This window comes from Streptomyces sp. BK208 (assembly GCF_004364245.1).
Taxonomy (GTDB): domain Bacteria; phylum Actinomycetota; class Actinomycetes; order Streptomycetales; family Streptomycetaceae; genus Streptomyces.
This window is the reverse complement of record NZ_SOAV01000019.1, coordinates 31525-56830: the sequence shown is the minus strand read 5'-3', so window position 1 is coordinate 56830 and position 25306 is coordinate 31525. Positions and strand designations below refer to the sequence as shown.

Genomic DNA, 25306 nt, shown 5'->3' with positions numbered 1-25306 from the left:
GTCGCATGCTGGAGTCATGGCATCGCTCAACGTCGGCAATCTCGGTGAGTACCTGCGCGAGCAGCGGCGCAACGCGCAGCTGTCGTTGCGGCAGCTCGCCGACGCCGCGGGCGTTTCCAACCCGTACCTGAGTCAGATCGAGCGCGGGCTGCGCAAGCCGAGCGCGGAGGTGTTGCAGCAGGTCGCCAAGGCGCTGCGCATCTCCGCCGAGACCCTGTACGTCCGTGCGGGGATCCTCGACGCCGAGCGGGACCGGGACGACGTGGAGACGCGTGCGGTCATCCTCGCCGACCCCTCGCTGAACGAGCGGCAGAAGCAGGTGCTGCTCCAGGTCTACGAGTCCTTCCGCAAGGAGAACGGGTTCGTGACCGAGGCGGACTCGGGTACCGAAGACGATGCCGATGCCGCTGTCGACGGGGCTGCATCCGTACGAAACCCTCATCCGTAAGCAATTCCGGAGGACCATCACCATGGCCATCACCGACGACCTGCGCAAGACCTTCAGCGACCCCACCCCGCTCTACTTCGCCGCCGGCACCGCCGACCTCGCCTTCCAGCAGGCCAAGAAGGTGCCGGTGCTGGTGGAGCAGCTGCGGGCCCAGGCCCCGGCGCGGATCGACGCCGTACGCAACACCGACCCGAAGGCCGTCCAGGAGAAGGCGACGGCCCGCGTCAAGGAGACCCAGGGGAGCCTCCAGGCCAAGGCCAACGAGCTCTTCGGTTCTCTCGACGCCGACTTCAAGAAGCTCGGCGAGAGCGCGCAGGACCTCGCGCTGCGCTCCGTCGGCGTCGCCGCCGAGTACGCCGTCAAGGCCCGGGAGGCCTACGAGAAGGTCGCCGAGCGCGGCGAGCACGCGGTGCGCACCTGGCGCGGCCAGGCCGCCGACGGCATCGAGGACCTCGCCGTGGACGTGGAGGACCTCGCGGTGGCCGTCGAGCCGTCCAAGCCGGCCCCGGCGAAGCCCGCGGCGTCCACCTCCGAGCCCGTCCGCGTCACCGAGGACAAGTCCGCCGCGGCGAAGAAGACCACCCCCGCCCCGCGCAAGGCCCCGGCGAAGAAGCCCACCACCGCCAAGAAGACGACGCCGCCCGCCAAGTAGTGGGGCGCGTCACGAGTGGGGAGCGGCCGGGCACCCTCGGGGTGTCCGGCTCGTTCTGCGGGTACGGTGACCGCGTAATGAAGAACCGAGTCTGGTGGTGGACGTTGTGCTGATGCAGGGGTTCGCGAACTTCCTGGGGCTGCTGAACATCGCCCTGATGGTTTTCACCGGCTTCGCGTTGATCGACGCCGCCACGCGCCGTGAGGACGCCTACCGCGCGGCGGACAAGAAGACCAAGCCGTTCTGGCTGATCATCCTCGGGCTCGCCTTCGTGGTGAGCCTGATCTTCCCGATCCTGGCGTTCCTGCCGATCATCGGCCTCATCGCGACGATCGTGTACATGGTCGACGTGCGGCCCGCCCTGCGCGGCCTGTCCGGCGGCGGCCGCAGCAGCCGCCGCGGCTCCAGCAGCGACGGCCCGTACGGGCCGTACAACGGCGGACGCTGACGGACCTCCCCGCCCGCGGGATCACGCTGACGGGCCTCCCCGCCCGCGGGGTCACCGGGACCGGGCGGCTCAGGCCGTCCGGTCCAGCAGGACGACCGCCACGTCGTCGGCCAGTTCGCCGCCGTTGAGTTCGCGGACCTCGTTGACGGCGGCCCGCAGCAGCTCCTCGCCGCCCAGGCCCGCGGCGCGCTGGCGGCGGACCATCTCCACCATGCCGTCCTGGCCCAGCCGCTCGCGGCCCTCACCGATCCGGCCCTCGATCAGGCCGTCGGTGTAGAGCATCAGGCTCCACTCGGCGCCCAGCTCCACCTGCATCCGCGGCCAGCGGGCGCCCGGCAGCAGCCCCAGCGCCGGGCCGTTGTTGTCGTAGGGCAGCAGCCGCGCCGGCACGCCCGGAGCGGCGATCAGCGGGGACGGGTGTCCGGCCAGGCACAGGCCGGCGCGGCGGCCGTCCGGGGAGATGTCCACGGCGCACAGGGTCGCGAAGATCTCGTCGTCCGAGCGCTCGTGCTCCAGCACCTGCTGCAGCGTGCCGAGCAGCTCGTCGCCGCAGAGCCCCGCGAGGGTCAGCGCCCGCCAGGCGATCCGCAGCTCCACCCCGAGCGCCGCCTCGTCCGGGCCGTGCCCGCAGACGTCGCCGATCATGGCGTGCACGGTGCCGTCCGGGGTGCGCACGACGTCGTAGAAGTCGCCGCCGAGCAGCGCGCGGGAGCGGCCCGGACGGTAGCGGGCGGCGAAGCGCAGCGAGGAACCGGCCAGCAGCGGGGTCGGCAGCAGACCGCGCTCCAGGCGGCGGTTCTCCTGCGCCCGCAGCCGGCCCTCGGCCAGCCGCCGCTCGGCCGAGTCGGACCGCTTGCGCTCGACGGCGTAGCGGATCGCGCGGCTCAGCAGGCGCCCGTCCAGCTCGTCGCGGAACAGGTAGTCCTGCGCGCCGACCGCCACGGCCTCGGCGCCGCGCTCGGCGTCGCTGGAGGCGGTCAGGGCGAGCACGGCGTGCCGGGGCGCGAGCTCCAGGACGTGCCGGAGCACCGCCAGCTCGTCGGTGCCCGCGCCGGCACCCTCACCGTCGCCGGAGCCCTCGCCGCTCGGGCGGGCCGGGGCGGGCGCCGACAGGGCGAGGTCCAGCAGGATGCAGTGGACGTCGTCGGTCAGCAGCCGCCCGGCCTCGGTGAGGTTGCGCGCGGTGCGGACGCGGATCGGCTTGCCGGCCTGGTCCTGCAGCTCGGGGACGATCGGCGAGCCGGCCGGGTCGTCCTCGATCAGCAGCACCGTCAGGTTCGTGGGGACCGCGTTGTCCTTGCGGCCGCCGACCGTACGGCCGGTGCCGGTGCCGGTGCCGGTGTCAGGGCCCGTGCGGTCGATGCCGGTGCTGGTGCCGCTGCTGGTGTCCGTGGGCTTCTCGCGCTTCTCCGTGGTGGTCTCTCGGGCGGGTGCTCGCTGGATGGTGGGGTTCTCGGCCGGGTTCGTCCCGGACGGGGCCTGTTCCGTGGAAGGGCCGCTGTCCGGGAACGCGACGGGCGCCTGACCACACTCCACGGCCGGGATCGCCCTCTGCCGCGGTACGGGTACGGGCATCGTCTTGGTTTCCTTCCCTCCCCCCGAGGGCATGGCGGGGCGAGGGACCTCGACCCACCGACGGGGACCATAGCGGGTGACCGCACCGCTGCGGAATGGTCCAGAACACGTCGGACGGCCGTCGGCCACTGTCATATGGCGCGTTTTCCCCCGCAGTTGGACAGGACGTCCGGACCCCGGGGATGACGAACGTCACGCGGGTCGGGGCGCGGGGCGTGGACTGGGTCACGTGGGCCGCCTCACGTGCCCGGCACGGGGCACGGGGCACGGGGCGCGTAATCCGGGTCACTCCTTCGGCGCGGTGGCCTGTTCCTGCGCCGGGTCCGGGCGGACCACGCCGAGGATCGGCATCGAGCCCGCGCCCGCGACGGTGATCGAGCGCCCCGGGCGCGGGGCGTGCACGACCGAGCCGTCGCCGACGTACATGCCGACGTGGCTGGCGTCGTCGAAGTAGATGATCAGGTCGCCGGGGCGCATGTCCTCGATGTCGACGTGCTCCAGCCGCTTCCACTGCTCCTGCGAGGTGCGGGGGATCGTCCGCCCCGCCGACACCCAGGCCTGCGAGGTGAGGCCGGAGCAGTCGAAGGACTTCGGACCCTCGGCGCCCCACTGGTACGGCTTCCCGATCTGGGCGGTGGCGTACTCGACCGCCTTGCGGCCCCGCTCGGTCGCCTGGGTGCCGAGGTCGTCGAGGATGCCGGAGCCGAGCCAGGCGGTCTGGGCGTCGGCCTGCGCCTGCTTCTCCAGGCGGGCCAGGCGCTCCTTCTCCTCCTTCTCCAGCTCGGACTCCAGCTTCTCGGCCGCCGCGACCTGCTTCTCGATCTTCTTCTGGGCGGTGGCCTTGACCTTGCGGTTCGCCTCCAGCTCCTCGAGACGGGCGGAGGCGTCCGCCCTGTAGGTCTTCAGGTCCTCCTGGGCGCGGGTCAGCTCGCCCAGCAGACCCTTGGTGGCGCGCTGCCCCTGGATCACCCGGCCGGTGCCGTCGAGGAAGTCCTCGGGGTCGTCGCTCAGGACCAGCTTGGCCCCGTCGGGCAGGCCGCCGGTGCGGTACTGGGCGCGGGCCGCGGCTCCGGCCCGGTCCTTGAGGCGGTCCAGCTTCTTCTGGCCCGCGACGACCTTCTTGCCCAGCTCGACGATCTCGGCGTTCTGCTTCTCGGCCTTCTCCTCGGCGGCGTTGTACTCCTCCGTGGCCGAGGCCGCCGCGCGGTAGAGCCCGTCGAGTTTCTTGCGTACGGCTTCCAGGTCCCTGCCGGGCGTGGCGGCGGGGGCCGTCGGCGCGGGGGAGGCGGCGGAGGCGCCCGGCGACGTGGACGGTGAGGGTCCCGGGTCGGCGAACGCCGTACCCGGTGCCGCCAGCACGGTGACCGTGCAGACCACGGTCACGGCGGCGGTCGTCCAGCCATGCTTCCCCGTGCGCATACCTCGCCCCCAACCTGATTAACCGTCAGTAACATAGGCCGCTCGGGGGATCGTGCCATGCCGGCGCGGAAAGCGACAGAGGCCGTGCTGTCCTCTTGTGTCCCCTCGTACGCCTCCGGCGGTGTCCTCGGCGGTGTGACGAGCGCCGCACGGGAATCGTTCCCCGGCCGGGGTGCGGCCGGGGGGGGCCGGTTCCGGCTCGGGATCCGGCTCCCGTTTCGGGGTGCGGTTCCGGTTCGGGGTCCGGGCCCTGCCTGGTTCCGGCGCCGGTTCGGGGTCCGGGTCCCTGCCTGGTTCCGGTCCCGGACCGGCTTCCGGCCCCGGTTCCGGCTCGGGAGTCGTGCCGTCCGGCCCGCCGCCGGTTCACGCGCGGGGCGCCAACGCCTCCCACCGCACCGTCACTTCGCCCTGCCGCCACCGCACCGGCCCGTCCGACACCGGCCAGTCGGCCGTCAGGTCCCGCACGGCCCGTATCCAGCGCTGGCGGGCGCCGTACGAGGCGTAGGGCGCGGCAGCCGCCCAGGCGCGGTCGAAGTCCCGCAGGAAGGCGTGCACGGGCTCGCCGGGGACATTGCGGTGGATGAGCGCCTTAGGCAGCCGTTCGGCCAGGTCGGAGGGGCGTTCCAGGGAGCCGAGCCGGGTCGCGAAGGTGACCGTGCGCGGCCCCTCGGGCCCCAGCGCCACCCACACGTGCCGGCGCCCGATCTCGTCGCAGGTGCCCTCGACCAGTAGCCCGCCGCGCGAGTGCCCCGAGTGCCCCGAGTGCCCCGAGTGCCCCGACGGGCTCGACGCGGATCCCGCCCTCGGTGACGGCGAGGGTGACGGCGTCGAGGCCGACGCGAGCCGCGCGCACAGCCGCTGCCAGACGGCGGCGACCTCGCCCTCGTCGTACTGGCGCAGCACGTTCGCCGCGCGGATCAGCAGCGGGGGCCCGGCGACGGGGACCTCGAAGCCGCCGTGCCGGAAGTCGAGCCCCTCGCGCGCGTACGGCTGGGCCGCCGCCACCCGCGCCGGGTCGATCTCGACGCCCACCACGCGCGCGTGCGGCGCGACCGTGCGCAGGCGGTGCAGCAGCTCGACGGCGGTCCAGGGGGCCGCGCCGTAACCGAGATCGACGGCGACGGGATCGGCGGCCCGGCGCAGTTCGGCGCCGTGCGTGGCCGCGATCCAGCGGTCCATGCGGCGCAACCGGTTGGGATTCGTCGTGCCGCGCGTGACCGTGCCCACGGGGCGGGTGGCGGCGGCACGGGGTGGCATGCCTACGAGGGTATTGCGTCCGGCCCTCCGGCATTCGTCCACGGGACGGTGGTACCCGCACCCCGGAGGCAGGGCGCCCGCCGCTCGCCGCCGCACGCCGGGGACCCGTCCGGTCATCGAACGGTTGAGCGACAGGAGGTAATGATTCGGCAAAGGTCGGAAAAACGGAATGGAGCACCGCCCGCCCGGTGTTCCCACCCCTTGGAGGGCAGTCCAGGTCCTCCGACCGGCATGCCCGCAGCGAGGAGGAACGGCTCGTGAGCCAGTACGTCAGCAGGCTCGGGCGCCGCTCACCGGCGGCCTCCCCGCGGCTCCGGGTGCTGCGCAGGCCCCGCCGCGTCGCCATGCTCTCCGTGCACACCTCACCGCTCCACCAGCCCGGCACCGGCGACGCCGGCGGCATGAACGTCTACATCGTCGAGCTGGCGCAGCGCCTCGCCGCGATCAACATCGAGGTCGAGATCTTCACGCGGGCGACCACCGCGGCCCTCCCGCCGGCCGTCGAGCTGGCCCCCGGCGTCCTCGTCCGGCACGTCGACGCGGGCCCGTACGAGGGCCTGGCCAAGGAGGAGCTGCCCGCCCAGCTCTGCGCCTTCACGCACGGCGTGATGCAGGCCTGGGCCGATCACCGGCCCGGCCACTACGACCTCGTGCACTCCCACTACTGGCTCTCCGGCCACGTCGGCTGGCTCGCCGCCCAGCGCTGGGGCGCCCCCCTGGTGCACGCGATGCACACCATGGCCAAGGTCAAGAACGCCAACCTCGCCGAGGGCGACACCCCCGAACCGGCCGCCCGCGTCATCGGCGAGACCCAGATCGTCGCCGCCTCCGACCGCCTGATCGCCAACACGGCGGAGGAGGCCGACGAACTCGTCCGCCACTACGACGCCGACCCCGGCAGGGTCGCCGTCGTGCACCCCGGCGTGAACCTCGACCGCTTCCGCCCCTTCCCCCGGGGTACCGTCCCCGGCCCCGGCCGGCAGGGCAACGCCCGCGCCGCCGCCCGCGCCCGCCTCGGCCTGCCCCAGGACGCGCTGATCCCGCTCTTCGCCGGCCGCATACAGCCCCTGAAGGCGCCGGACATCCTGCTGCGCGCCGTCGCCGTACTCCTCGACGAACGCCCCGAGCTGCGCTCCCGCATCGTCGTCCCCGTCGTCGGCGGACCCAGCGGCAGCGGCCTCGCCAAGCCGGAGGGCCTGCAGAAACTCGCCGCGCGGCTCGGCATCGCCGACGTCGTGCGCTTCCGCCCGCCCGTCGGGCAGGAGCAGCTCGCCGACTGGTTCCGGGCCGCGTCCGTGCTGGTCATGCCGTCCTACAGCGAGTCCTTCGGGCTGGTCGCCATAGAGGCTCAGGCGGCCGGTACGCCGGTGCTGGCCGCCGCGGTGGGCGGGCTGCCGGTCGCGGTGCGCGACGGGCACACCGGCCGGCTCGTCGAGGGCCACGACCCCGTCGCGTACGCGCGCGTGCTGCGCGACTTCGCCGACAACCCCGACCTGACGCCCCGCATGGGCGACGCCGCGGCCCGGCACGCCCAGTCCTTCGGCTGGGACAGCGCCGCCGCCGCGACGGCCGACGTCTACACGGCCGCGATCCAGTCGCACCGCCGTCGCGTACGCTCGCATCATGGCTGAGGCACCGGACAAGGCAGCACAGGTCGTCGAGGGAGCGCTGAAGGACGCCGAGCTGGAGTGGGAGAGCCCCGAGCCCGGCAACTTCGTCGTCAAGCTCCCCGGCACCCGCAAGCTGTCCACGACGGTCTCCCTGCTCGTCGGCCGGCACTCCCTCTCCCTGAACGCCTTCGTCATCCGCCACCCCGACGAGAACGAACCGGCCGTCCACCGCTGGCTGCTGGAGCGCAACCTCAAGCTCTACGGCGTCGGTTACGCCGTCGACCGCCTCGGCGACATCTACGTCACCGCCAAGCTGCCCCTGGCCGCCGTCACCCCCGACGAGATCGACCGCATCCTCGGCCAGGTCCTGGAGGCCGCCGACGGCGCCTTCAACACCCTGCTGGAGCTGGGCTTCGCGTCCGCCATCCGCAAGGAGTACGCGTGGCGGACCTCCCGCGGCGAGTCCACGCGGAACCTGGAGGCGTTCCAGCACCTGATCGAGCGCTCCGGCGACTGAACCCCGCCCGGCCGCCTCGGCGGGTTCCGGCGCCTCAGCTCCGGGCGCCGCTCGACCGGTACCGCCCCGGCGTGACCCCCACCAACCGCTTGAAGTGCCGGGTCAGATGGGCCTGGTCGTAGAAGCCGGTGGCACCGGCCACGTCCGCCGGGGACCGTCCGGCCAGCAGCAGCCGCCGGGCCCGGTCGACCCGGCGTGACATCAGGTACTGGTGCGGCGCGATGCCGTAGGCGCCGCTGAACGCCCGTACGAGATGCGCCGGGTGGGCGGGCACGAGCGCCGCCGCCTCGTCCAGGCCGATGCCCGCGACGATCCGCTCGTCGAGCAACTCCCGCAGCCGCCGGGCGAGTACGGGATCCCGGCGCGCGGCCCCGCCGTCCCCGGCCGGGCGCAGATGGGTGCGCAACCGCTCGCCGATCAGCGTCAGCCTGCTCTCCGCCTCCAGCTCGTCCCCGGGCAGCGCGAGCGCGGTGTGCAGTTGCCCGACCCGCCGGCGCAGCACCGGATCACGCAGGTCGGGGGTGTCGACGGCCGGTCCGATCAGCTCGTCGCCCAGCCGGGAGGCGTCCAGGTACAGGACGCGCTTGCGGAAGCCGTCCGGGGTGGCGGGGGAGCCGTTGTGCGGCACGTGCGGCGGCAGCAGCGACACCGTGTCGTGCGGGGTGCCGTGCTCGTGCCGGTCGAGGTCGTACCGTACGGCGCCGGCGTCGACGATCAGCAGCGTCCAGGCGTCGTGGACGTGCATCGGGTAGGCGTACTCGGTGTAGTGCGCGTGGAAGACCTCGACGACGCCGGGGACGCCGGGCCGCCAGGCGGAGACGTTCCGCTGGGCGCTGTGCTGGTCCCTCCGTCGGCCGGCCATGCAAAAAACGTACAAGACCGGGCGGGGAGCGGGACGGCAATCTCACCGTATGAGCACGCACGAAGCAGCCCCCGAGGCACCCGAGGCATCCGACGCACCCGAGGCTCCCGGAGCCGGGACCCCCGTCCGCTTCGACACCAAGATCGCCGTCCTGCTGCGCGAGGACCTGGAGACCTGGCAGCGCCTCAACGTCACGGCCTTCCTGGTCAGCGGCCTGGGCAGCCGGTTCCCCGAGGTGATCGGGGAGCCGTACGAGGACGCGGACGCCGTCGGCTACCTGCCGATGTTCCGCCAGCCGGTGCTGGTCTTCGAGGGCACGAAGGAGACGCTGACGGCCGCCCACGCGCGCGTACTGTCCCGTGCCCTGCCCCGCGCCCTCTTCACGTCCGACCTCTTCACCACGGGCAACGACCGCGACAACCGGGCGGCGGTACGGGCCGTCGCGACGGCGGACCTGGACCTGGTCGGCCTCGCGGTGTACGGCCCGAAGAACGCGGTGGACAAGGTGCTGAAGGGGACGCGGATGCACCCGTGAGCGGGCGGCGGGTCAGACGGCGCGGGCAGCGGGTCAGACGGCGCGGGCCTCGGCCTCGGGGTCGCCGGCCGCGCGGCCCGGGCCGGTCACGGGCGTCCCGGCCAGGGCCGGTGCGTCGGAGGCGACCGATGTCTTGGACAGGGCCGGTGCATCGGGCGCGGCCAGGGCCTCGGACGGCGCCGGCGTCTCGGACAGGGCGGGACTCTCGGACCCGGCCGGGCTCGCGTCGTCGGGCAGGCCCCGCATGAGCCCCCAGTACCCGGCCGCCGCCACCGTGCCGACGACGGCGCAGACGCCCCACAGCCACTCGGCGCCCCAGCGGTCGATGACGAAGCCCGACATCAGCGGGGCGACCAGGGAGGCAACCGCCCAGGACATCGTGTACATGCCCTGGTAGCGGCCGCGCCCGTGCACGGGGGAGAGGCGGACGACGAGCCCGGTCTGGGTGGGCGCGTTGACGATCTCGGCCAGCGTCCACACGCACACCGTGAGGGCGAAGACCCCGACCGACCCGGCGAAGGCGGTGAGCCCGAAGCCGTACCCGGCCAGCAGCGAGGAGCCGACGAGCAGCAGCCGCGGATCGCGGTGCTCGATGAACCGCGTGACGGGGATCTGCAGGACGACGATCAGGATCCCGTTGACGGCGATGGCCAGCCCGAAGTCGGCGGGAGTGAACCCGGCGTCACCCATGGCGACGGGCAGCCCCACGTAGGCCTGCTGGAAGATCACGGCGATCAGGAAGGACAGCCCGACGACGCTCATGTACCGCCCGTCGCGCACCACGGTCCCCAGGGACACGGCCGCGTCCTTGTCGCCCGCGTCGGCGCTCCCGGTCCGCTGCGGCCTGGACTCGGGCAGCTTCACGAAGACGAGGACGGCGCACACGAGCGTCATGCCCGCCTCGATCATGAACCCGGCGAGATAACTGACCTCGGCGATGAACCCGGCCGCCATGGAGGAGACCGCGAAACCGAGGTTGATCGCCCAGTAGTTCAGCGAGAACGCCCGGATACGGTCCTCGGGCCGCACGATGTCCGCCATCATCGCCTGCACCGCGGGCCGCGACGCGTTGCTCGCCATGCCGACCAGGAAGGCGACGGCGGCGATGGCCACCGGGTCCCGCATGAAGCCGAGCAGCGCGACCGACAGCGCGGTCGAGGCCTGCGCCACGAGCAGCGTCGGCCGCCGCCCCAGCCGGTCGGTCATCACCCCGGCGCCCAGCGAGGACACGACCCCGCCGAGCCCGTGCAGGGCGGCGACCAGACCGGCGTACGTCGCGGAGTAGCCGCGGTCGATGGTCAGGTACAGCGCCATGAAGGTGGCGACGAAGGCACCGAGCCGGTTGACGAGGGTGCTGGTCCACAGCCACCAGAACTCGCGGGGGAGCCCGGACACGGTCTCGCGTGCGGCACGTCTGAGTCCGGCGACTGGCATGGGTCCCCCGAGGGTGGGTGTAAGCGGCTGATGCGGTGAGCACAACTTACGAAGCCGTGGGGGCGGGGGCCACTCGTTTAACACTTCCCGTCAACCGTCCGCCCAGCGGGCGCGCCGAGCACGGGGTCCGGGGGTTCGATTACGCTCGGGAGCATGGCCGACGCACCGTACAAGCTGATCCTCCTCCGCCACGGCGAGAGCGAGTGGAACGAGAAGAACCTGTTCACCGGCTGGGTGGACGTCAACCTCACCCCGAAGGGCGAGAAGGAGGCGACGCGCGGCGGCGAGCTGCTCAAGGACGCCGGCCTGCTGCCCGACGTGGTCCACACGTCCGTCCAGAAGCGCGCGATCCGCACGGCCCAGCTCGCGCTGGAGGCCGCCGACCGCCACTGGATCCCGGTCCACCGCCACTGGCGTCTCAACGAGCGCCACTACGGCGCCCTCCAGGGCAAGGACAAGGCCCAGACCCTCGCCGAGTTCGGCGAGGAGCAGTTCATGCTGTGGCGCCGGTCCTACGACACCCCGCCGCCCGCGCTGGACCGCGACGCCGAGTACTCCCAGTTCTCCGACGCCCGCTACGCGACCCTCCCGCCGGAGCTGCGCCCGCAGACGGAGTGCCTCAAGGACGTCGTCGGCCGCATGCTGCCGTACTGGTTCGACGCGATCGTCCCCGACCTCCTCACCGGCCGCACCGTCCTGGTCGCCGCCCACGGCAACTCGCTGCGCGCCCTGGTCAAGCACCTCGACGGCATCTCCGACGCCGACATCGCGGGCCTGAACATCCCGACGGGCATCCCGCTGTCCTACGAACTCGACGCCGAGTTCAAGCCGCTGAACCCCGGCGGCACATACCTCGACCCGGACGCGGCCGCAGCCGCCATCGAGGCCGTGAAGAACCAGGGCAAGAAGAAGTAACCGCCCACGCGTAAGCCCCCTGCCCGCGGTTTCTCCGCCGGTAGGGGGCTTTTCGCTGCCTCTGGGCCGTCTCCGGCCCCGTAACCGGATGCCCGGCCGTATCAGGAAGACGGTGGCCAGGCGTCGGCCATCGTGAAGGAGACCACCGTTCCGCCGAAGTGGCTGGGACCGGAGTGCCACGAGTCGGCGACGGTGTCGACGAGCAGGAGCCCGCGCCCGTGCGCGTCGTCGGCGTCGGGGCACCTCTGTCGCACGTTCTCCGGGAGCCCCGGATTGTGCACCTCGACCCGGAGCGAGGTCCCGACGCGGAACCACTCCACCCGGACGAGCCAAGGGGCGTCCGACGTGCCGTGAACGACGGCGTTGGTCACCAGCTCGGAGAGCAGCAGCACACAGTCGTCGACCGAGCAGGCCGGCTGGTAGGGAGTGAGGAACTTCCGGAACCAGCGCCGAGACAGGGGCACGGACTCGGCGACGGGGTGCAGGGTCATCGCGCCGAGGCGTGGTGATTCCTCACACGGGTGGCGGTCGATCGCGAATGCCACGGACCTTCACTCCCCGCCGCTGAGGCCGCAAGGGAGGTGATGCCGCTCCCACCCGTCCGCGCCGACGAGCTGCCGAGCCGACGCTCTCGCCGCCGACACCGCGGCAGCCGCCGAAGGACCCATCGCGTATGACCTCATGCAGCACCCCTCATCCAGACCAGTGGAACATCTCTAGACAGGTACTGTGGTCAACATCTCTAGAGACGTCAAATCTCCAGTGTAGAGGCGGCTTTGAGGGGCTCGGGCGCTACTCGCAGCGAGCGGACGGACAACCTGTGGCCTAAGGTGTCTAGAGAAGGAGAGGAGGTCTACGGGATGGCCAACACCGGAGGCGACCGTCGCCCCAAGTACCAGCGGATCGCCGACGCGTTGCGCGAAGCGATCCGGTCGGGCGAGTACGGTCCCGGTGATCGACTCCCGGGGGAGAACGACCTCATGGCCACGCACGGCGTGGCCCGCATGACGGCCCGCCAGGCCTTGAGCGTCCTCAGGGACGAAGGCGTCGCCGAGGCCCGCAAGGGTGCCGGCGTGTTCGTCCGCGAGTTCCGCCCGCTGAGGCGTCGGGGCATCCAGAGGCTCGCCCAACAGCAGTGGGGCAACGGCCGGTCCATCTGGTCGGCCGACGTCGAGAACCGCTCCCTCGAAGTGGACCGGGTCAGCGTGACCGAGGAGGTCGCGCCCGACGGTGTGGGCGCGGTCCTGGACCTGGCCGACCAGGAGACGGTGTGCGTGCGGCGCCGCCGCTTCGTCCTGGACGGCAAGCCCGTCCTGCTGGCGACGAGCTACCTGCCCACTTCCCTGGTGGCCGGTTCCGCGATCACGCAGGAGGACACCGGCCCCGGCGGCACGTACGCCCGCCTCGCCGAACTCGGCCACGGGCCGGTGCACTTCCGCGAGGAGATCCGCTCACGCATGCCGTCGCCGGACGAGGCAACCCAGCTGAGCATGTCCGCGGGCACCCCGGCCATCCTCATCTGCCGCACCGCGTTCACGGAGGAGGGCCGCCCTGTCGAGGTCAACGAAATGACGCTGGACGCGGCCTCGTACATCCTGGAGTACGACTTCGATGCGTGAGCCCCGGGTGCTCCTGACCCGGAGCGAGTTATAACCCTCTTCACGGGCATCAAGGCGGCTCGCTCCGCTCACCGCGCGCGGCCCGGCCCCCGGCCGGGCCTGCGCTCCTGTCTCCGCCCCGCTCCAGCCCGGCCGGCGCCCGTGCCGCGTTCTGCAGCGATCAGCCGCTTGAAGTCAGGAAAGGGATTCGTCGCGGCTAGGGCGCGGTCGGCTCCACGGCTCCAGGCAGCGACTTCGGGACGAGCCTCCAAGATGCTGGCGCCAACGCCGTGATGCACCGAGCAGGACCACAGACTGCCCGACTCGCCGTCAGCTTACGGAGCCAAGGGCACTCGCCCCGAAGCAACTCCAGCCTAAAGCCTCTCCGCCGTCCTTACGTCGTCTCCAGGCCAGCATGCTGCCCAAGAACTTCGACGTCGAGAACAGGAGATCGTCGCAACTCGTCCCTGAAGAGAGTGCTCTTCAATTTCTTCAGCGTATTAGCCTTTCCACTCACCCGAAGAGTCCAGTTTCCATCCTCAAGGTCAAGTACGTGCAGTCCCCGCTTCAATCGCACGTCCGAGTACTGACTCAGATCGAGAATGTACGCCTCATACTTGACTCCCTGACGGTGCTGGTCCGAGAGCGTAGCCTGAATCAAGTGCGCGAACCGGAGGTCGACGAGTCGCGCAAGCGTTTCATAGGCTGGATGAGATTTTTGAGCAACATTGACACGGAAGTAAGTATAACCCTCCCCCCGCACATATGAAGAGAGATATTCGAGTGCCGATGTCAAAGAATCCGCACTATCGGCAGAAACATCTTGCTCAAGATCTCTCAACTTACCTCGCGCCGCCTTCCCGGCAGCATTCGCGACGTCCTCCTGCCCAACTTCACGCGCGTTGCTACGAGATCTAGCTGCCACGATTGAAGAAGCGAAAAGGTTCAGGTAGTCCCTGGGCACGCCACCTGATCCAAGAATCAACCTGCCGAGTGCTGCGCCACGGGTAATACTCGCCGGCTTGGCGATCCCTACGGTATCTGTGTAGTTAGTTAGCACGGACTCCAAGAATTTTTGGGTAGCTTCAGGATCCTCCAAAGTCACATCTAGGTCGATCTTTGAGACGTCATGTGGAATTTCGATACCAATACGCGACGAAGGCTCGAACGGCCGAGTAAGACGCTCGATACTCGTGATTTTGAGCCACCCATCGCAGTCGCGCAGCATGCCAGCCAGGTGATCCAGCAGATGCGGTTGAGACGAGATCGGAAAAAGATAGAAATCATCGAGGTAGAGATACAGTCGAACAATGTCCGCACGCAAAACGGCACGCAAGGCCTTATTCAGGTCGGCAATGACATCGCCGAGGACTACACTTCCTTCCCTTTTTCGAAGGGATGCTACTTCGTCAGCAAGATCTTTCAATCGAGCGAACGAATCTCCCTGGGAGGTGCCTGCATGCTGAACCAGCGAAGACAACACACTCTCCGCAATCATAAGGAATGCCGCGGAAGGGTCCATCAGCCGCAGAGTATGCGCATTCATCCACGTTGTTACATGTCCATCCTTCTCCGCAAGGCGCTTCGCTTCAAGGAGGAGCGCGGTTTTACCAACGCCCCGTCGACCGTAGACGAGGTGATGACGCGACGCGCCGATAGCAGCCAGGCTTGCGCGCGGGTCCTCCATGTATTTCAAACTGGGAAGCGCATCCGATGTGCGTGACCGGGCTTCCAGTAGCTGGATGAGCTGGTCAATCTTCGGCGACGCAAGGACGCTGTTTGACGTAGGAGTTCGAGGCTTCTCAACATCGGTACGATGCGGCCTGAAGGTGACAGCTAGAGACTCACCTTCCGTGTTATGGACTGAATTTAGCTCCTGCTCAATGGTTCCGGCCAGACTCTGAGCAGCCGCTATCGAGTCCTCATTCACCCAGATGAGGACCCACCGTTCCCCTGGGAACGATCGTTCTTCGACGCGCACAATGGAGATGTCTGCGTCGGTAAGTACCCGAGCGATATGCGATTCGTAGTCACTTGCCGACATCAGATATATCCATTCGTTAGAGCGAAAGACTCACAAATCTGGAGGAATTGCGCCGCAGTTACTGAAAGAGCACGGGCATCATCCTCCCAATCAGACTCTTTGATTGGGTAGATATCGTAATCGGCCTGATTTCGCAGCAGGCGGGCGTCCACAAGCTCAGTCTCGCGAAGAGCCGAATTCTCAATGGCCCCCGGAAGATTGCGTGGCAGTACGTTATGGCGCTCATGGTCGTCGCCTTTAGTATCTGCGAAAGTGATGGCGCGCGCGGCCTGGTACATCGCGTAATAGAAGCGACTGATAGCCGATCTGTACTGTGCTGCAAAAAGGAGGGCGTCACCAGCTCGAAGATGCCCTCCTGCTAGAAGTAGGCGATCCGAGACTATCTGCTGAAGCAGCTGAGCGGTAGGAAACGGATACTTGCTTCCTCCTACTGGAAGTGCAGATATAGTCGCACTCTTACTAGTGGAAATATGCAACAGCATTTGATCGGTAAGCGTGACTGTTGGCATTGGTCTGCGCTACCCCCCACCGGTGTGACCCTCACCAGCGGCCAAGGTTAGTCGGCTTTGACTCTCCACACTACCCGTCAAGCAGTCGGCTCACCCTCGCTCCGCGAGAGCGCTTAGAGGGCTCCTCCGTTGGGGCAGAGGTCGCCGATTCACCGGAGGTGCAGCTGCTCTCCAGGGCTGGACAACTCGGGAGCCGACCGCACAAGAGGAACTTGAGGTGAGCACTGACCACGCGCTGCGTGGCACAGCTCGTGCCTTCGTGAAGTTTGCCGCGCAAGCGCACCGGATCGAGCGGGGAACCAGGTGCGCGAGCACGCCTGACGAGACCGGCGCCCAGCCGTGTGCCGAAGTCAGCGCCCGAACCAGTCGCGCGTGATCGCGGCTTCCCAAGCTGAGGGCTTCAGCGCCGTCGTCACGGGCCGGCCGCCGTGGCTCGCTCTGGCGACGGCATCAATGGTGTGGCTGAGGCAAGTGGGGGTGCAGCGAGGCACACGCGCGCCCGGTCGGTCGGCGTCCTCGCCGTCGTGGCTGACTGTCGCCAACTGAGGCCCAGGCGGGCCACATCGAGGGAACCCGCCGCTGTCGAGCGCGGCGAAGCTGGGCCGTCCCTGGGCCGTCCGAGGCCGCTCGGCGGCGGCCAATGACGACTAACGACGACCACCAGGCGCACGAACCCACCGCTCCTGAGCAGCGAAAACGCAGGCCACCAAGATCCCCGGCAAGACCCAGGGCAAGAAGAAGTAGCCTCCTGTGTACAGCCCCCGTTCTCCGTCGAGGGCGCTGTTCGCTGCTCAGCGGGTTGGGCGCTTCGCCGAGCCCGCTACGTGTTCCCGCAATGTGCCGACGCGGACGAGGGCTCCCTCAGGGCGCAGTGCGGTCTCCGCTGATGCGTAAGTCCTTTCGCATGCGTGCCCGAAGTGCGGCAAGGGCGTCGTCGTAGGTTCGGCGCGCCTGGAGATAGGCCTGGTCGGTGACCAGGACTCCATCCATCACGCGGTCGCGGAGGTCACGCAGGCTGCGGAACGTGACCTCCGAGGCTTCCCGACGCGATCGGGCCCGCTGATGGTCATCTGGCACCTCAGGCCGATGCACGGCCCGAACGCCTCGCGAGCCGTGGTGCGGGGCGTCGAGGGGGCGATGTCGGGATCTCGGGGCATGTTGCCGCAGGCGTGCCGTGCCTCGGAGAGGGTGGCCAGGTAGTCCCCGTACAGAATGCGCCGCGCTTGCGCCTCGCGGTCCAGGCGCTCCCGCTTCCCCCGTTGACGGTCCAACAGCATGGCGGAGCCCGTGGCGATGGCGGCGCCGACTACGGTGCTGATCAAGGTGAGCCACTGCATGGGCCGACCGTAATCACCGTCTCGGTGTCCGCGGCCCCCGTGCACGGTCGGCTCTGGCAGGTCATCTGCTGGCCATCGACGTAGCCCGACCGTCGGTTAGGTCCCGGACGATGCTCCGGGCCGCCCCCGTACAGGCCGGGGATGCAACCATTCCTTACAGAGCTGGAACCCCCGGAAGCCGACCGCGCACTTGGGAGCGTAGAGGTCGGCACTGACAACGGGCCCGGGGATGGCGGCCGTAGAACGTTGCCGTGACCGATGGTGGGGGCAACCCCGCGCCTCGGTGGCGGAGATGTCGTCGCGCCGACGGTCGGCACCGACTGCCCCTTGTGGGAAGGTCAGAAAGCCCACCGTTTGATGACCGCGGGCGGGGAGTCCGGGGCCGCCCATACCTGGATGCGGATCTTCTCCATGGTTTCGGGACTCGCCGCTGAATCGACGTCGGCCTGAGCTGCCCGGGTCAGGTTGCTCCGGGAGACGCGGACGCGGTTCAAGCCGGGCGGGACCTCGAACGTGGCTGCGCCCGGGCCGTAGTCCGTGCAGCCCAGAACCATCAGGCGACCCGACGACACCTCCAGGCCGGCCTCGACGACGTGGTCGAACTCCGAGCTGTCGTCCTCCGGTTCCTGAGGCAGGAGGACGACCGTGACGGACACGTCGACGTTGACCACCGTGCCGATGCCCAGCGCGTCCTGCGCGACCGCCAGGTGATCGGCGACGGCCTGGCCCGTCCAGGCATCGCTGAGGTCACCGTCCGCATCCGCGTCGCAGACGTGTATCTGGAAGTAGTCGGCGAAGAGGGTCAGCTCTGTCGATGTGGTCATGGCGGCACGGTGTCACGCGGCACCGACAGCCGCCGGATCAGAAAGCCGGATCAGGGCGCCGGATCCGACGGCTCCACGATCGCGCGTAGTGCCGCCAGGTGCCCCTGGTACGCCGCCCGGCCCTGCCGCGTCAGCCGGAGCCACACGCGTTGGCGCGTGTCGCGGACGGCCTTGCGTTGGTCGACGTAGCCGGCGTCCATCAGGACCGTGACGTGTTTGCTCAGCGCGGAGGCGGAGAGGGCGAGGTTCTTCTGGACCAGGCCGAACTCCGCCTCGCCCGCCGCCTCCAGCAGGGCGCAGATACGCAGGCGGTGCGGGGCGTGGATGGTGGTGTCGAAGCCCTCCAGCGGGTCGCCGCTCCCGGCGCTCGCGCGGTCCTCCGGTGCAGGCGTACGAAGGTGAGGTGGAAGCCGACGGACACGGCCGCGCCGATCAGGGAGGCCGCGATCAGCCACGCAGGCTGCCCCGTGGTGCGGAAGGCGTACGGGCCGCCGGCCAGCAGCAGGGGGAGGCCGATCATGAGCGGCAGGTGTCGCCCGCTTCGGCAGGACGTCCGTGCGCAGGGCCACGCCGGTCCGCTCGCGCCACGCCTTCGCCGCGACGGAGAAGAGCGCCGCGTAGAGCGCGGTGATCGCCAGCAGGGTGGCCATCCAGGCGGGGCGCGGCAGCAGCCGGTCGCGGTCGGCCATGATGCCGCCGAGGATGACCGGAAGTGCCGGGTGTAGAGCGTCAGGGTGAGGAAGAACCAGGTCGGCCACGGCGTGGCCGTCAGTGCCGTGGCCGAGATCCGGACTCGGTCGGTGTCGGCGAGGGCGGCGCGGGCCTGCTCCGGCGTGAGGGATACCCCGTTGCTTTCCATGCCGGAAACAGCAGCAGTCTGTTTCCGGCGTGGAAAGTATCGGGTTTCCGGGGCGGCAAGTGACGGGTCCGCCGCCGGTGTCGGGGAGCGGTCAGTCGGACGGGGCCAGGGTGCGCAGGACGCAGAACTCGTTGCCCTCGGGGTCGGCCATGACCACCCAGCTCCGGCCGGAGCCCTGGCCCACGTCCACCTTGGTGGCGCCGAGGCCGAGGAGTCTGGTCACCTCGTCGTCGGTGCTGCCGTCGATGGGGCTGACGTCCAGGTGGAGCCGGTTCTTCGCGGACTTGCCCTCGGGCACCTGGATGAAGACGAGCGTGGGCGGCATCTGGCGGGCCCGGACCTCCTCCGCGGTCGGCTCCCAGGAGCCGATCTCGACCTTGTCCTCGCCCCGGTCGATCACCTCGAAGTCGAGAACCGCGCACCAGAAGGCCGCGAGCAGCTCCGGATCGTGGCAGTCGACGGACAACTCCGTGAATCTGCTGGTCATTTCTCCCCCATGCTGTGTGGACGGGTGCTCAGCCTAGGGGGCCGGACACGGACACCACAGCTCAGGTGCCGTTGCGGGCACCACAGCTCAGGTGCCGGTGGCCCGCGGAGCGCCGTCGTCCTGGCCGGCGACCGCGTACCCGGGCACGGACGGCCACCGCACCGTGAGGACGACGGACTCCTCCTCGGCGTACCAGGAGTGGTCGACGCCCCTGCCCCACACGACGTAGTCGCCCTGTTCGGCCAGGACCACGCTGCGGCCCGGCAGTTCCACCCGGAAGCGGCCGCTGATGAGGACCTGCAAGGCGGTGCGTTCCTCGCCGTGGACCCAGTGGGCGCGCTCGTCGCCCTTCGGGTGGACGCCCCACTTGATCTCGACGTCCTCACTGTGCCGGGGGTCGGAGGCGTCCTTGAAGTGCCCCAGCAGCCACCCCCGGTCCAGTGCCGCGTCCTTGCCCGCGTTGCCGACGTACACGCTGTCGTTCATGGCTCCGGATGCTAGCTTCCGGAGCCGCGGGACCCGCCGCCGTACGGCACTCGGGCCCTGACCTCAGGCCGGTTCCACCGGCAGCCACAGTTCGGTCGTCGCCGTCGTGAAGTCGTCCGACCGGTCCAGGACGGTGACGATCGACGGGCCGGGGCGCAGCCGCCAGGGGTTGGAGGGGAACCACTCGGCCGCGGTGGCCGCCCAGGTGGTCTGGAGGGCGTCCGGGTAGGCGCCCGCGCTGCGGAAGACCGCCCACGTGCCGGCCGGGACCTCGATGGCGTCGAGGTCGTCGGGGGCCGGGGCGCCGGCGGAGACGGCCACGCCGTGCAGGTAGGTCAGTTCGGTGCCCTCCGCGCTGTCCTGGGCCACGTCGTCGCTGACCTGGAGCAGACCCGCCGGCTCCGTGTCGCCGAGGGCCTTCAGGCGGGCGTGGGCCTCCTGGGGGAGGGCGGCGATGTGCTGCCGGATGTGCGGGTTGACGCCCTCGTGGATGAGGGGGACGCGGGTCGCGTGTCCGATCAGGCGGAACGCGGGGCGGTCGGTGAAGCGGGTGTCCATGCGGGTGTGCCCTTCGACGGTCAGGCGGAACCTGAGCTGCGGTTGTGTCCGAAGGGGACCCCCGTCACGGCGTACGTCGCGCGGGGCGGAGCCGTGGACCGACCGGAACGCGCGTCCGAACGCCTCCGTGGAGCCGTATCCGTACCGGACGGCGATGCCCAGCAGGTCGTCCTCGCCCCGTACGACGTCGGCGGCGGCGACCGTCATGCGGCGCCGGCGCACGTACTCCGACAGCGGCATGCCCGCCAGCGACGAGAACATCCGGCGCAGGTGGTACTCGGTGGTGCCGAGCTTCGCGGCCAGGGCGGGTACGTCCGGCTCCTCGCCGAGGTGGTCCTCGACCAGGTCGACCAGGTCGTTCAACGCGGTGATCATGGGGCCTCCCTTCGGCATCCACCGTGTCAGGGAGCGCCCCGGCGGCGCCCGATCACCGCGGTCCGGTCCGGTCGGTGACCGTGTGCCGGCCACGCGCACTGCGGCCCGGGCGGGCTACACGGACAGCGGGACCTCGTGGATCTCGTCCGCCTTGTGGCCGGTGCGTTCGTGAACGCGCTGGACCGCCTCGGCCGACGGGCCTTCGGAGAGGCAGTAGATCGTGCCGGAGTCCGGGTCCGCCCACGCCTGCCGGAAGTGGACGTCCTCGTCCTTCTCCACGGCGAGATCGGCCTGGTGGGCCCGGTGCAGCTGGTCCGCTGTGATGCCGTGCATTCCGCGGTGTACGTCCATGAAGTGAGCCATGGTGCGTCGCACCCCCTTCTGCTCTCTCCTTCCAGGGTGCGCCTGTGGGACGGCCGGGGCGAACCCGGCCGTCCCACCGCTCTCCACCGGCCCGCTGCCCGCCGCTACCGCGTCAGCCGCACTGGCAGGGATTGCCCGACTGACAGCCGCAGCCGCAGCCCGAGCCGCAGCCGCACGCGGCGATCAGTGGCAGGCTGCGGATCTCGGGGGGCTGCTCGGTGGGGCGTTCCTGTGCGGGGTCGGGCTTCGTGCGGGGGGAATCGGCCATGGTTCCTCCTGGAAGCGGGTGCCTGGGTCCATTGCACGCCCCCGCCGGCCGTCGCATCAACGGCGCACTGGAGTGAACGTGCGCCCCCGGCCCGCCCCCGCACGCGCGGGGACTCAGGCGCCCTCGGCCTGCGTCACGGGCTGGAAGTCCGACTGGAGGTCGTCCGCGTGCTCACCGGTGACCAGGTAGACCACGCGCTTGGCGACCGCGACGGCGTGGTCGGCGTAGCGCTCGTAGTACCGGCCCAGCAGGGTCACGTCGACCGCCGTCTCGATGCCGTGCTTCCAGCGGTCGTCCATCAGGTGCTGGAAGAGGGCGCGGTGCAGGAGGTCCATCGCGTCGTCGTCCTGCTCCAGCTGGAGGGCCAGGTCGACGTCCTTGGTGATGATCACCTCGGCGGCCTTCGCCATCAGGCGCTGCGCGAGCTGGCCCATCTCCAGGATGGTCGCGTGCAGGTCGTGCGGCACCGCACGCTCCGGGTAGCGCAGCCGGGCCAGCTTGGCCACGTGCTGGGCCAGGTCGCCCGAGCGCTCAAGGTCGGCCGACATCCGCAGCGAGGTCACGACGATGCGCAGGTCCGTCGCGACCGGCTGCTGCCGGGCCAGCAGGGTTATCGCCCGGGCCTCCAGCTCGTGCTGGAGGGTGTCGACCCTCTGGTCCGCCTCGATGACGGCCTCCGCCAGCTTCAGGTCGGAGTCGAGGATCGCGGTCGTGGCGCGTCCGATGGCCGACCCGACCAGCCGGGCCATCTCCACCAGACCGTCACCGATCGAATCAAGTTCCTCGTGGTACGCGTCCCGCATCAGGATTCCCTCTCGTACGTCCAGTTCGGGGGTTCGAGGACCGGCCTCACGCCCTCGCCGTGCCCCCACGCTTACACGGTCCGGCCCGTACGCGTCCGTTTCCGGCACCCCAAATGAACCGTCACTGGCTCCAAGGTGAACTCTGGGCGACGAGTGTTCGAGGTCGCACCCCGATGGCTGGGGCGGGACGGTTCACCATGCCTAACCTGGAGACATGGACGTGAACGCGGCGGTCGCCGCAGTGGCAGCGATCGCCGGAGTACTCACCGGCGTCATCGCCGTGCTGGCGTTCCGCTGGAGCGAGCGCGACCAGAAGCGCCCCACCCGCACCTCCCTGCACACCGACCCGGTGCTCCCGCCCGGCGTGGACACCGTCCTCTCGGTGCTCAGGTCGTCCGCGGTCGTCCTCGACGAGGCCGACGCGGTGGTCAAGGCCAGCTCGGCGGCGTACGCCCTCGGCCTGGTCCGGGGCGGCAAGCTCGCCGTCGAGCCGATGCTGCAGATGGCCCGGGACACCCGGCGGGACGGGGAGATACGGCAGGTCGAGCTGGACCTGCCCAGGCGCGGGACGGGACGCGGGGAGGCGCTCGCCGTCTCCGCGCGCGTCGCGCCCCTCGGGTCGCGGCTGGTGCTGCTGCTGGTCGAGGACCTCACCGAGGCCCGCCGCATCGAGGCCGTACGGCGCGACTTCGTCGCCAACGTGAGCCACGAGCTGAAGACACCGGTGGGGGCCCTCTCCCTGCTCTCCGAGGCCGTCATGGACGCCGCGGACGACCCCGAGGCCGTGGAGCGGTTCGCCGGGCGGATGCAGATCGAGGCGACCCGGCTCACCAACCTCGTACAGGAGCTCATCGACCTCTCCCGGGTCCAGAACGACGACCCCCTCGACGACGCCGAGCCCGTCCGGGTGGACGAGCTGGTCGCCGAGGCCATCGACCGCTGCCGGCACGCCGCCGGCACGAAGCAGATCACCATGGCCGCCGGAGGTACGGCGGATCTGCACGTGCGCGGCAACCGCGGCCAGCTCGCCGCCGCCCTCGGCAACCTCGTCGAGAACGCCGTCAACTACTCGCCCGCCCGCACCCGGGTCGGCATAGCGGCCCGCCGCATCGCCGCGCCCGGCGGCGACCTGATCGAGATCGCCGTCACCGACCAGGGCATCGGTATCTCCGAGAAGGACAAGGAGCGCGTCTTCGAGCGCTTCTACCGCGTCGACCCGGCCCGCTCCCGGGCCACCGGAGGAACCGGACTGGGTCTCGCGATCGTCAAGCACGTGGTCGCCTCGCACGGCGGGGAGGTCACGGTGTGGAGCGCCGAAGGCCAGGGCTCCACCTTCACCCTGCGACTGCCGGAGGCGGGCCTCGCCCGCGACCGCGCCCAGCAGCGGTCCGACCGCGCCGGACTCAGCGACGAGACCGAGCGGTCGTCCTCATCCCCCCATACATCCGCGTACGAAACGTTTCCCGCCCCGGAGGTCCTTCCGTGACCCGTGTGCTCGTCGTCGAGGACGAGGAGTCCTTCTCCGACGCCCTGTCGTACATGCTCCGCAAGGAGGGCTTCGAGGTCGCCATCGCGACCACCGGCCCCGACGGACTCGACGAGTTCGAGCGCAACGGCGCCGACCTCGTGCTCCTCGACCTGATGCTGCCCGGCCTGCCGGGCACCGAGGTCTGCCGCCAGCTGCGCGGCCGCTCGAACGTTCCCGTGATCATGGTGACCGCCAAGGACAGCGAGATCGACAAGGTCGTCGGACTGGAGATAGGGGCCGACGACTACGTCACCAAGCCCTTCTCCTCCCGCGAGCTGGTCGCCCGCATCCGCGCCGTACTGCGCCGGCGCGGCGAGCCGGAGGAGGTCACCCCGGCCGCCCTGGAGGCGGGGCCCGTCCGCATGGACGTGGACCGGCACGTGGTGACGGTCGGCGGCACCAAGGTCGACCTGCCGCTCAAGGAGTTCGACCTGCTGGAGATGCTGCTGCGCAACGCGGGCCGCGTGCTGACCCGCATGCAGCTGATCGACCGGGTGTGGGGCGCGGACTACGTCGGCGACACCAAGACCCTCGACGTCCACGTCAAGCGGCTGCGCGCCAAGATCGAGCCCGACCCGGGGGCGCCGCGCTACCTGGTGACGGTGCGCGGGCTGGGCTACAAGTTCGAGCCGTAGACCGGCCCGCCGGCGCGGGCGTGGGGGCGCCCGACCGGACACGCCGAAGGGCGGGCCTCACGGAGAGGCCCGCCCTTCGGCGTGTGCGCGTACGCGCAGGTGCGTACGGTGCTCAGTGGCCGGCTTCGGTGCCCGTGCCGGTCTCCTGGGAGCCGGCGTCGTCCGAGCCGCTGCCGGCCTCGTCCGCCTCGCCGGAGGCCGTCGCGCCGGCCGACGGGCCGCCCGAGGACTCCTCGCCGGCCGGAGCGCCCGAGGACGCGCCGTCGGACGGCTCGCCCGAGGTCTGCGCGGAGGCTTCCCCGGAGGGCTTTGCCGACGCGCCCGGAGCCGCCGGGACGTCGCTGGGGCCCCAGTCGGTGAAGTAGCTCTCGGCGGGAACGACGAGCGCGCGCAGGCTCACGTCGCCGGTCTTGCTGAAGGTGAAGGTGATCTTCTGCGCGTTGCCGTCCTGGAGCGCCTCGCGGCTGCTCGGGAGGACGGCGGCGGCGTTGTCCTTGCCGCCGAGGATCAGCCGGCCGCCGGCCGGGACGGTCAGGTCGCCCTTCTCGCCCTTGGCGGGCTTGAGCTCGGCGGACTTGCCGGTGCCCGGGACGGTGACGGAATCGAGGGTCTGCGGCGTCGTCCCGTTGTTGAAGAGGGTGACGGCGACCACGGCCGGGCCGGTCGACTCCAGATCCGGCTGCGTGATGACGACGGCGTTCTGGACCTCGATGTCGCCGACGCTCGTCGCGGCGTGGTCCGGCTTGATCTCCAGCGTCTGGGCGTTGTGACCGGCACCGCACGCGGCGAGCGAGGCGATCGAGAACGCGATGGCGGCGGCGGCGAGGGCACCGCGTCGAAGGCTGCTGCTCACGGCGGCGGCAACTCCTTGGACTCGAGCGGGGTGGCGGCAACGGATAAAGCCGCCCTAAGTGGCTGTCAGCGGCCTTAGGCTACCGAGCCGTTCTCGGGCCGCCGCAC

28 protein-coding genes are annotated in these 25306 nt (G+C 70.5%); 10 read left to right on the top strand and 18 right to left on the bottom strand.

From position 1 onward, the window contains the following. Nucleotides 1-16 precede the first annotated feature (16 nt). From EV562_RS33760 to EV562_RS33750, 3 genes are all read left to right on the top strand, one after another. Nucleotides 17-448, top strand: a complete 432-nt coding sequence (locus tag EV562_RS33760; RefSeq protein WP_133890678.1) for a helix-turn-helix transcriptional regulator — start codon at nucleotides 17-19, stop codon at nucleotides 446-448. Between the two features lie 22 nt (nucleotides 449-470). Continuing rightward, entirely contained in the window at nucleotides 471-1100 is a 630-nt protein-coding gene (locus tag EV562_RS33755; protein WP_133890677.1) for a hypothetical protein, read from the top strand. Nucleotides 1101-1212: 112 nt separating this feature from the next. After that, nucleotides 1213-1548, top strand: a complete 336-nt coding sequence (locus EV562_RS33750; protein WP_208298484.1) for a DUF2516 family protein — start codon at nucleotides 1213-1215, stop codon at nucleotides 1546-1548. Between the two features lie 69 nt (nucleotides 1549-1617). Here EV562_RS33750 and EV562_RS33745 read toward each other — a convergent pair whose 3' ends face one another. The 3 genes from EV562_RS33745 to EV562_RS33735 form a co-directional block, all read right to left on the bottom strand. Continuing rightward, entirely contained in the window at nucleotides 1618-3123 is a 1506-nt protein-coding gene (locus tag EV562_RS33745) for a fused response regulator/phosphatase (RefSeq protein ID WP_166662130.1), read from the bottom strand. A gap of 285 nt (nucleotides 3124-3408) precedes the next feature. Continuing rightward, nucleotides 3409-4542 (bottom strand): C40 family peptidase, encoded by a 1134-nt coding sequence (locus EV562_RS33740; RefSeq protein WP_133890676.1) that lies wholly within the window; start codon nucleotides 4540-4542, stop codon nucleotides 3409-3411. A 363-nt stretch (nucleotides 4543-4905) separates the two neighbouring features. After that, a complete protein-coding gene (locus EV562_RS33735) occupies nucleotides 4906-5799 on the bottom strand; it encodes a class I SAM-dependent methyltransferase (protein ID WP_133890675.1) in 894 nt (297 codons plus the stop codon). Between the two features lie 257 nt (nucleotides 5800-6056). On the opposite strand from EV562_RS33735, the gene mshA reads away from it, so the two are divergent. Further along, on the top strand, nucleotides 6057-7430 hold the full coding sequence (mshA, locus tag EV562_RS33730) for a D-inositol-3-phosphate glycosyltransferase (RefSeq protein ID WP_133890674.1): 1374 nt from the start codon (nucleotides 6057-6059) through the stop codon (nucleotides 7428-7430). Continuing rightward, complete coding sequence (locus tag EV562_RS33725; RefSeq protein ID WP_133890673.1) at nucleotides 7423-7926, top strand: YbjN domain-containing protein; 504 nt, start codon at nucleotides 7423-7425, stop codon at nucleotides 7924-7926. The genes mshA and EV562_RS33725 overlap by 8 nt, the downstream gene beginning before the upstream one ends. 34 nt (nucleotides 7927-7960) lie before the next feature. On the opposite strand, the gene EV562_RS33720 is transcribed toward EV562_RS33725, so the two are convergent. Further along, on the bottom strand, nucleotides 7961-8788 hold the full coding sequence (locus tag EV562_RS33720; protein WP_133890672.1) for an AraC family transcriptional regulator: 828 nt from the start codon (nucleotides 8786-8788) through the stop codon (nucleotides 7961-7963). A 49-nt stretch (nucleotides 8789-8837) separates the two neighbouring features. Here EV562_RS33720 and EV562_RS33715 point away from each other — a divergent pair, with 49 nt between their 5' ends. After that, the gene (locus tag EV562_RS33715; RefSeq protein ID WP_133890671.1) at nucleotides 8838-9323 is read left to right on the top strand and encodes a DUF2000 domain-containing protein; all 486 of its coding nucleotides are present in this window, start codon (nucleotides 8838-8840) and stop codon (nucleotides 9321-9323) included. Between the two features lie 33 nt (nucleotides 9324-9356). Here EV562_RS33715 and EV562_RS33710 read toward each other — a convergent pair whose 3' ends face one another. Beyond that, nucleotides 9357-10757, bottom strand: a complete 1401-nt coding sequence (locus EV562_RS33710; RefSeq protein WP_243860313.1) for an MFS transporter — start codon at nucleotides 10755-10757, stop codon at nucleotides 9357-9359. Between the two features lie 153 nt (nucleotides 10758-10910). Between EV562_RS33710 and EV562_RS33705 the strand changes: the two genes are divergently transcribed. After that, nucleotides 10911-11672: a phosphoglyceromutase gene (locus tag EV562_RS33705; protein ID WP_133890670.1), complete on the top strand. Its 762-nt coding sequence runs from the start codon at nucleotides 10911-10913 to the stop codon at nucleotides 11670-11672. A 101-nt stretch (nucleotides 11673-11773) separates the two neighbouring features. Here the strand turns inward: EV562_RS33705 and EV562_RS33700 are convergent, their stop codons facing one another. Next, complete coding sequence (locus EV562_RS33700; RefSeq protein ID WP_133890669.1) at nucleotides 11774-12217, bottom strand: ATP-binding protein; 444 nt, start codon at nucleotides 12215-12217, stop codon at nucleotides 11774-11776. A gap of 315 nt (nucleotides 12218-12532) precedes the next feature. Here EV562_RS33700 and EV562_RS33695 point away from each other — a divergent pair, with 315 nt between their 5' ends. Then, a complete protein-coding gene (locus EV562_RS33695) occupies nucleotides 12533-13291 on the top strand; it encodes a GntR family transcriptional regulator (protein WP_133890668.1) in 759 nt (252 codons plus the stop codon). 373 nt (nucleotides 13292-13664) lie between these two features. Here the strand turns inward: EV562_RS33695 and EV562_RS33690 are convergent, their stop codons facing one another. From EV562_RS33690 to phoU, 11 genes are all read right to left on the bottom strand, one after another. Beyond that, nucleotides 13665-15314 carry an ATP-binding protein gene (locus EV562_RS33690; protein ID WP_133890667.1) on the bottom strand — a complete coding sequence of 550 codons (1650 nt, stop codon included), beginning with the start codon at nucleotides 15312-15314 and terminating at the stop codon, nucleotides 13665-13667. Further along, nucleotides 15314-15592 (bottom strand): hypothetical protein, encoded by a 279-nt coding sequence (locus EV562_RS33685; RefSeq protein WP_133890666.1) that lies wholly within the window; start codon nucleotides 15590-15592, stop codon nucleotides 15314-15316. Before EV562_RS33685 ends, EV562_RS33690 begins: the two co-directional genes overlap by 1 nt. 1220 nt (nucleotides 15593-16812) lie before the next feature. Next, nucleotides 16813-17160, bottom strand: a complete 348-nt coding sequence (locus tag EV562_RS33680) for a hypothetical protein (protein WP_133890665.1) — start codon at nucleotides 17158-17160, stop codon at nucleotides 16813-16815. Between the two features lie 338 nt (nucleotides 17161-17498). Next, complete coding sequence (locus tag EV562_RS33675) at nucleotides 17499-17984, bottom strand: hypothetical protein (RefSeq protein ID WP_133890664.1); 486 nt, start codon at nucleotides 17982-17984, stop codon at nucleotides 17499-17501. Between the two features lie 50 nt (nucleotides 17985-18034). After that, complete coding sequence (locus EV562_RS33670) at nucleotides 18035-18331, bottom strand: transcriptional regulator (protein WP_133890735.1); 297 nt, start codon at nucleotides 18329-18331, stop codon at nucleotides 18035-18037. A gap of 603 nt (nucleotides 18332-18934) precedes the next feature. Beyond that, on the bottom strand, nucleotides 18935-19330 hold the full coding sequence (locus EV562_RS33660; protein WP_133890663.1) for a VOC family protein: 396 nt from the start codon (nucleotides 19328-19330) through the stop codon (nucleotides 18935-18937). An 87-nt stretch (nucleotides 19331-19417) separates the two neighbouring features. After that, nucleotides 19418-19816, bottom strand: a complete 399-nt coding sequence (locus EV562_RS33655) for a signal peptidase I (protein WP_133890662.1) — start codon at nucleotides 19814-19816, stop codon at nucleotides 19418-19420. A gap of 63 nt (nucleotides 19817-19879) precedes the next feature. Beyond that, on the bottom strand, nucleotides 19880-20749 hold the full coding sequence (locus tag EV562_RS33650; protein WP_166662129.1) for an AraC family transcriptional regulator: 870 nt from the start codon (nucleotides 20747-20749) through the stop codon (nucleotides 19880-19882). A 114-nt stretch (nucleotides 20750-20863) separates the two neighbouring features. Further along, nucleotides 20864-21112: an SCO4226 family nickel-binding protein gene (locus EV562_RS33645; protein WP_133890734.1), complete on the bottom strand. Its 249-nt coding sequence runs from the start codon at nucleotides 21110-21112 to the stop codon at nucleotides 20864-20866. Nucleotides 21113-21224: 112 nt separating this feature from the next. Further along, nucleotides 21225-21380 (bottom strand): hypothetical protein, encoded by a 156-nt coding sequence (locus EV562_RS33640; RefSeq protein WP_166662128.1) that lies wholly within the window; start codon nucleotides 21378-21380, stop codon nucleotides 21225-21227. Nucleotides 21381-21493: 113 nt separating this feature from the next. Continuing rightward, nucleotides 21494-22183 carry a phosphate signaling complex protein PhoU gene (phoU, locus tag EV562_RS33635; RefSeq protein ID WP_133890660.1) on the bottom strand — a complete coding sequence of 230 codons (690 nt, stop codon included), beginning with the start codon at nucleotides 22181-22183 and terminating at the stop codon, nucleotides 21494-21496. Between the two features lie 214 nt (nucleotides 22184-22397). On the opposite strand from phoU, the gene EV562_RS33630 reads away from it, so the two are divergent. Continuing rightward, nucleotides 22398-23669: an ATP-binding protein gene (locus EV562_RS33630; protein WP_133890659.1), complete on the top strand. Its 1272-nt coding sequence runs from the start codon at nucleotides 22398-22400 to the stop codon at nucleotides 23667-23669. Beyond that, nucleotides 23666-24346: a response regulator transcription factor gene (locus EV562_RS33625; RefSeq protein ID WP_133890658.1), complete on the top strand. Its 681-nt coding sequence runs from the start codon at nucleotides 23666-23668 to the stop codon at nucleotides 24344-24346. Before EV562_RS33630 ends, EV562_RS33625 begins: the two co-directional genes overlap by 4 nt. Nucleotides 24347-24458: 112 nt before the next feature. Here EV562_RS33625 and EV562_RS33620 read toward each other — a convergent pair whose 3' ends face one another. Then, on the bottom strand, nucleotides 24459-25199 hold the full coding sequence (locus EV562_RS33620; protein WP_133890657.1) for a DUF461 domain-containing protein: 741 nt from the start codon (nucleotides 25197-25199) through the stop codon (nucleotides 24459-24461). Nucleotides 25200-25306: the final 107 nt, after the last annotated feature.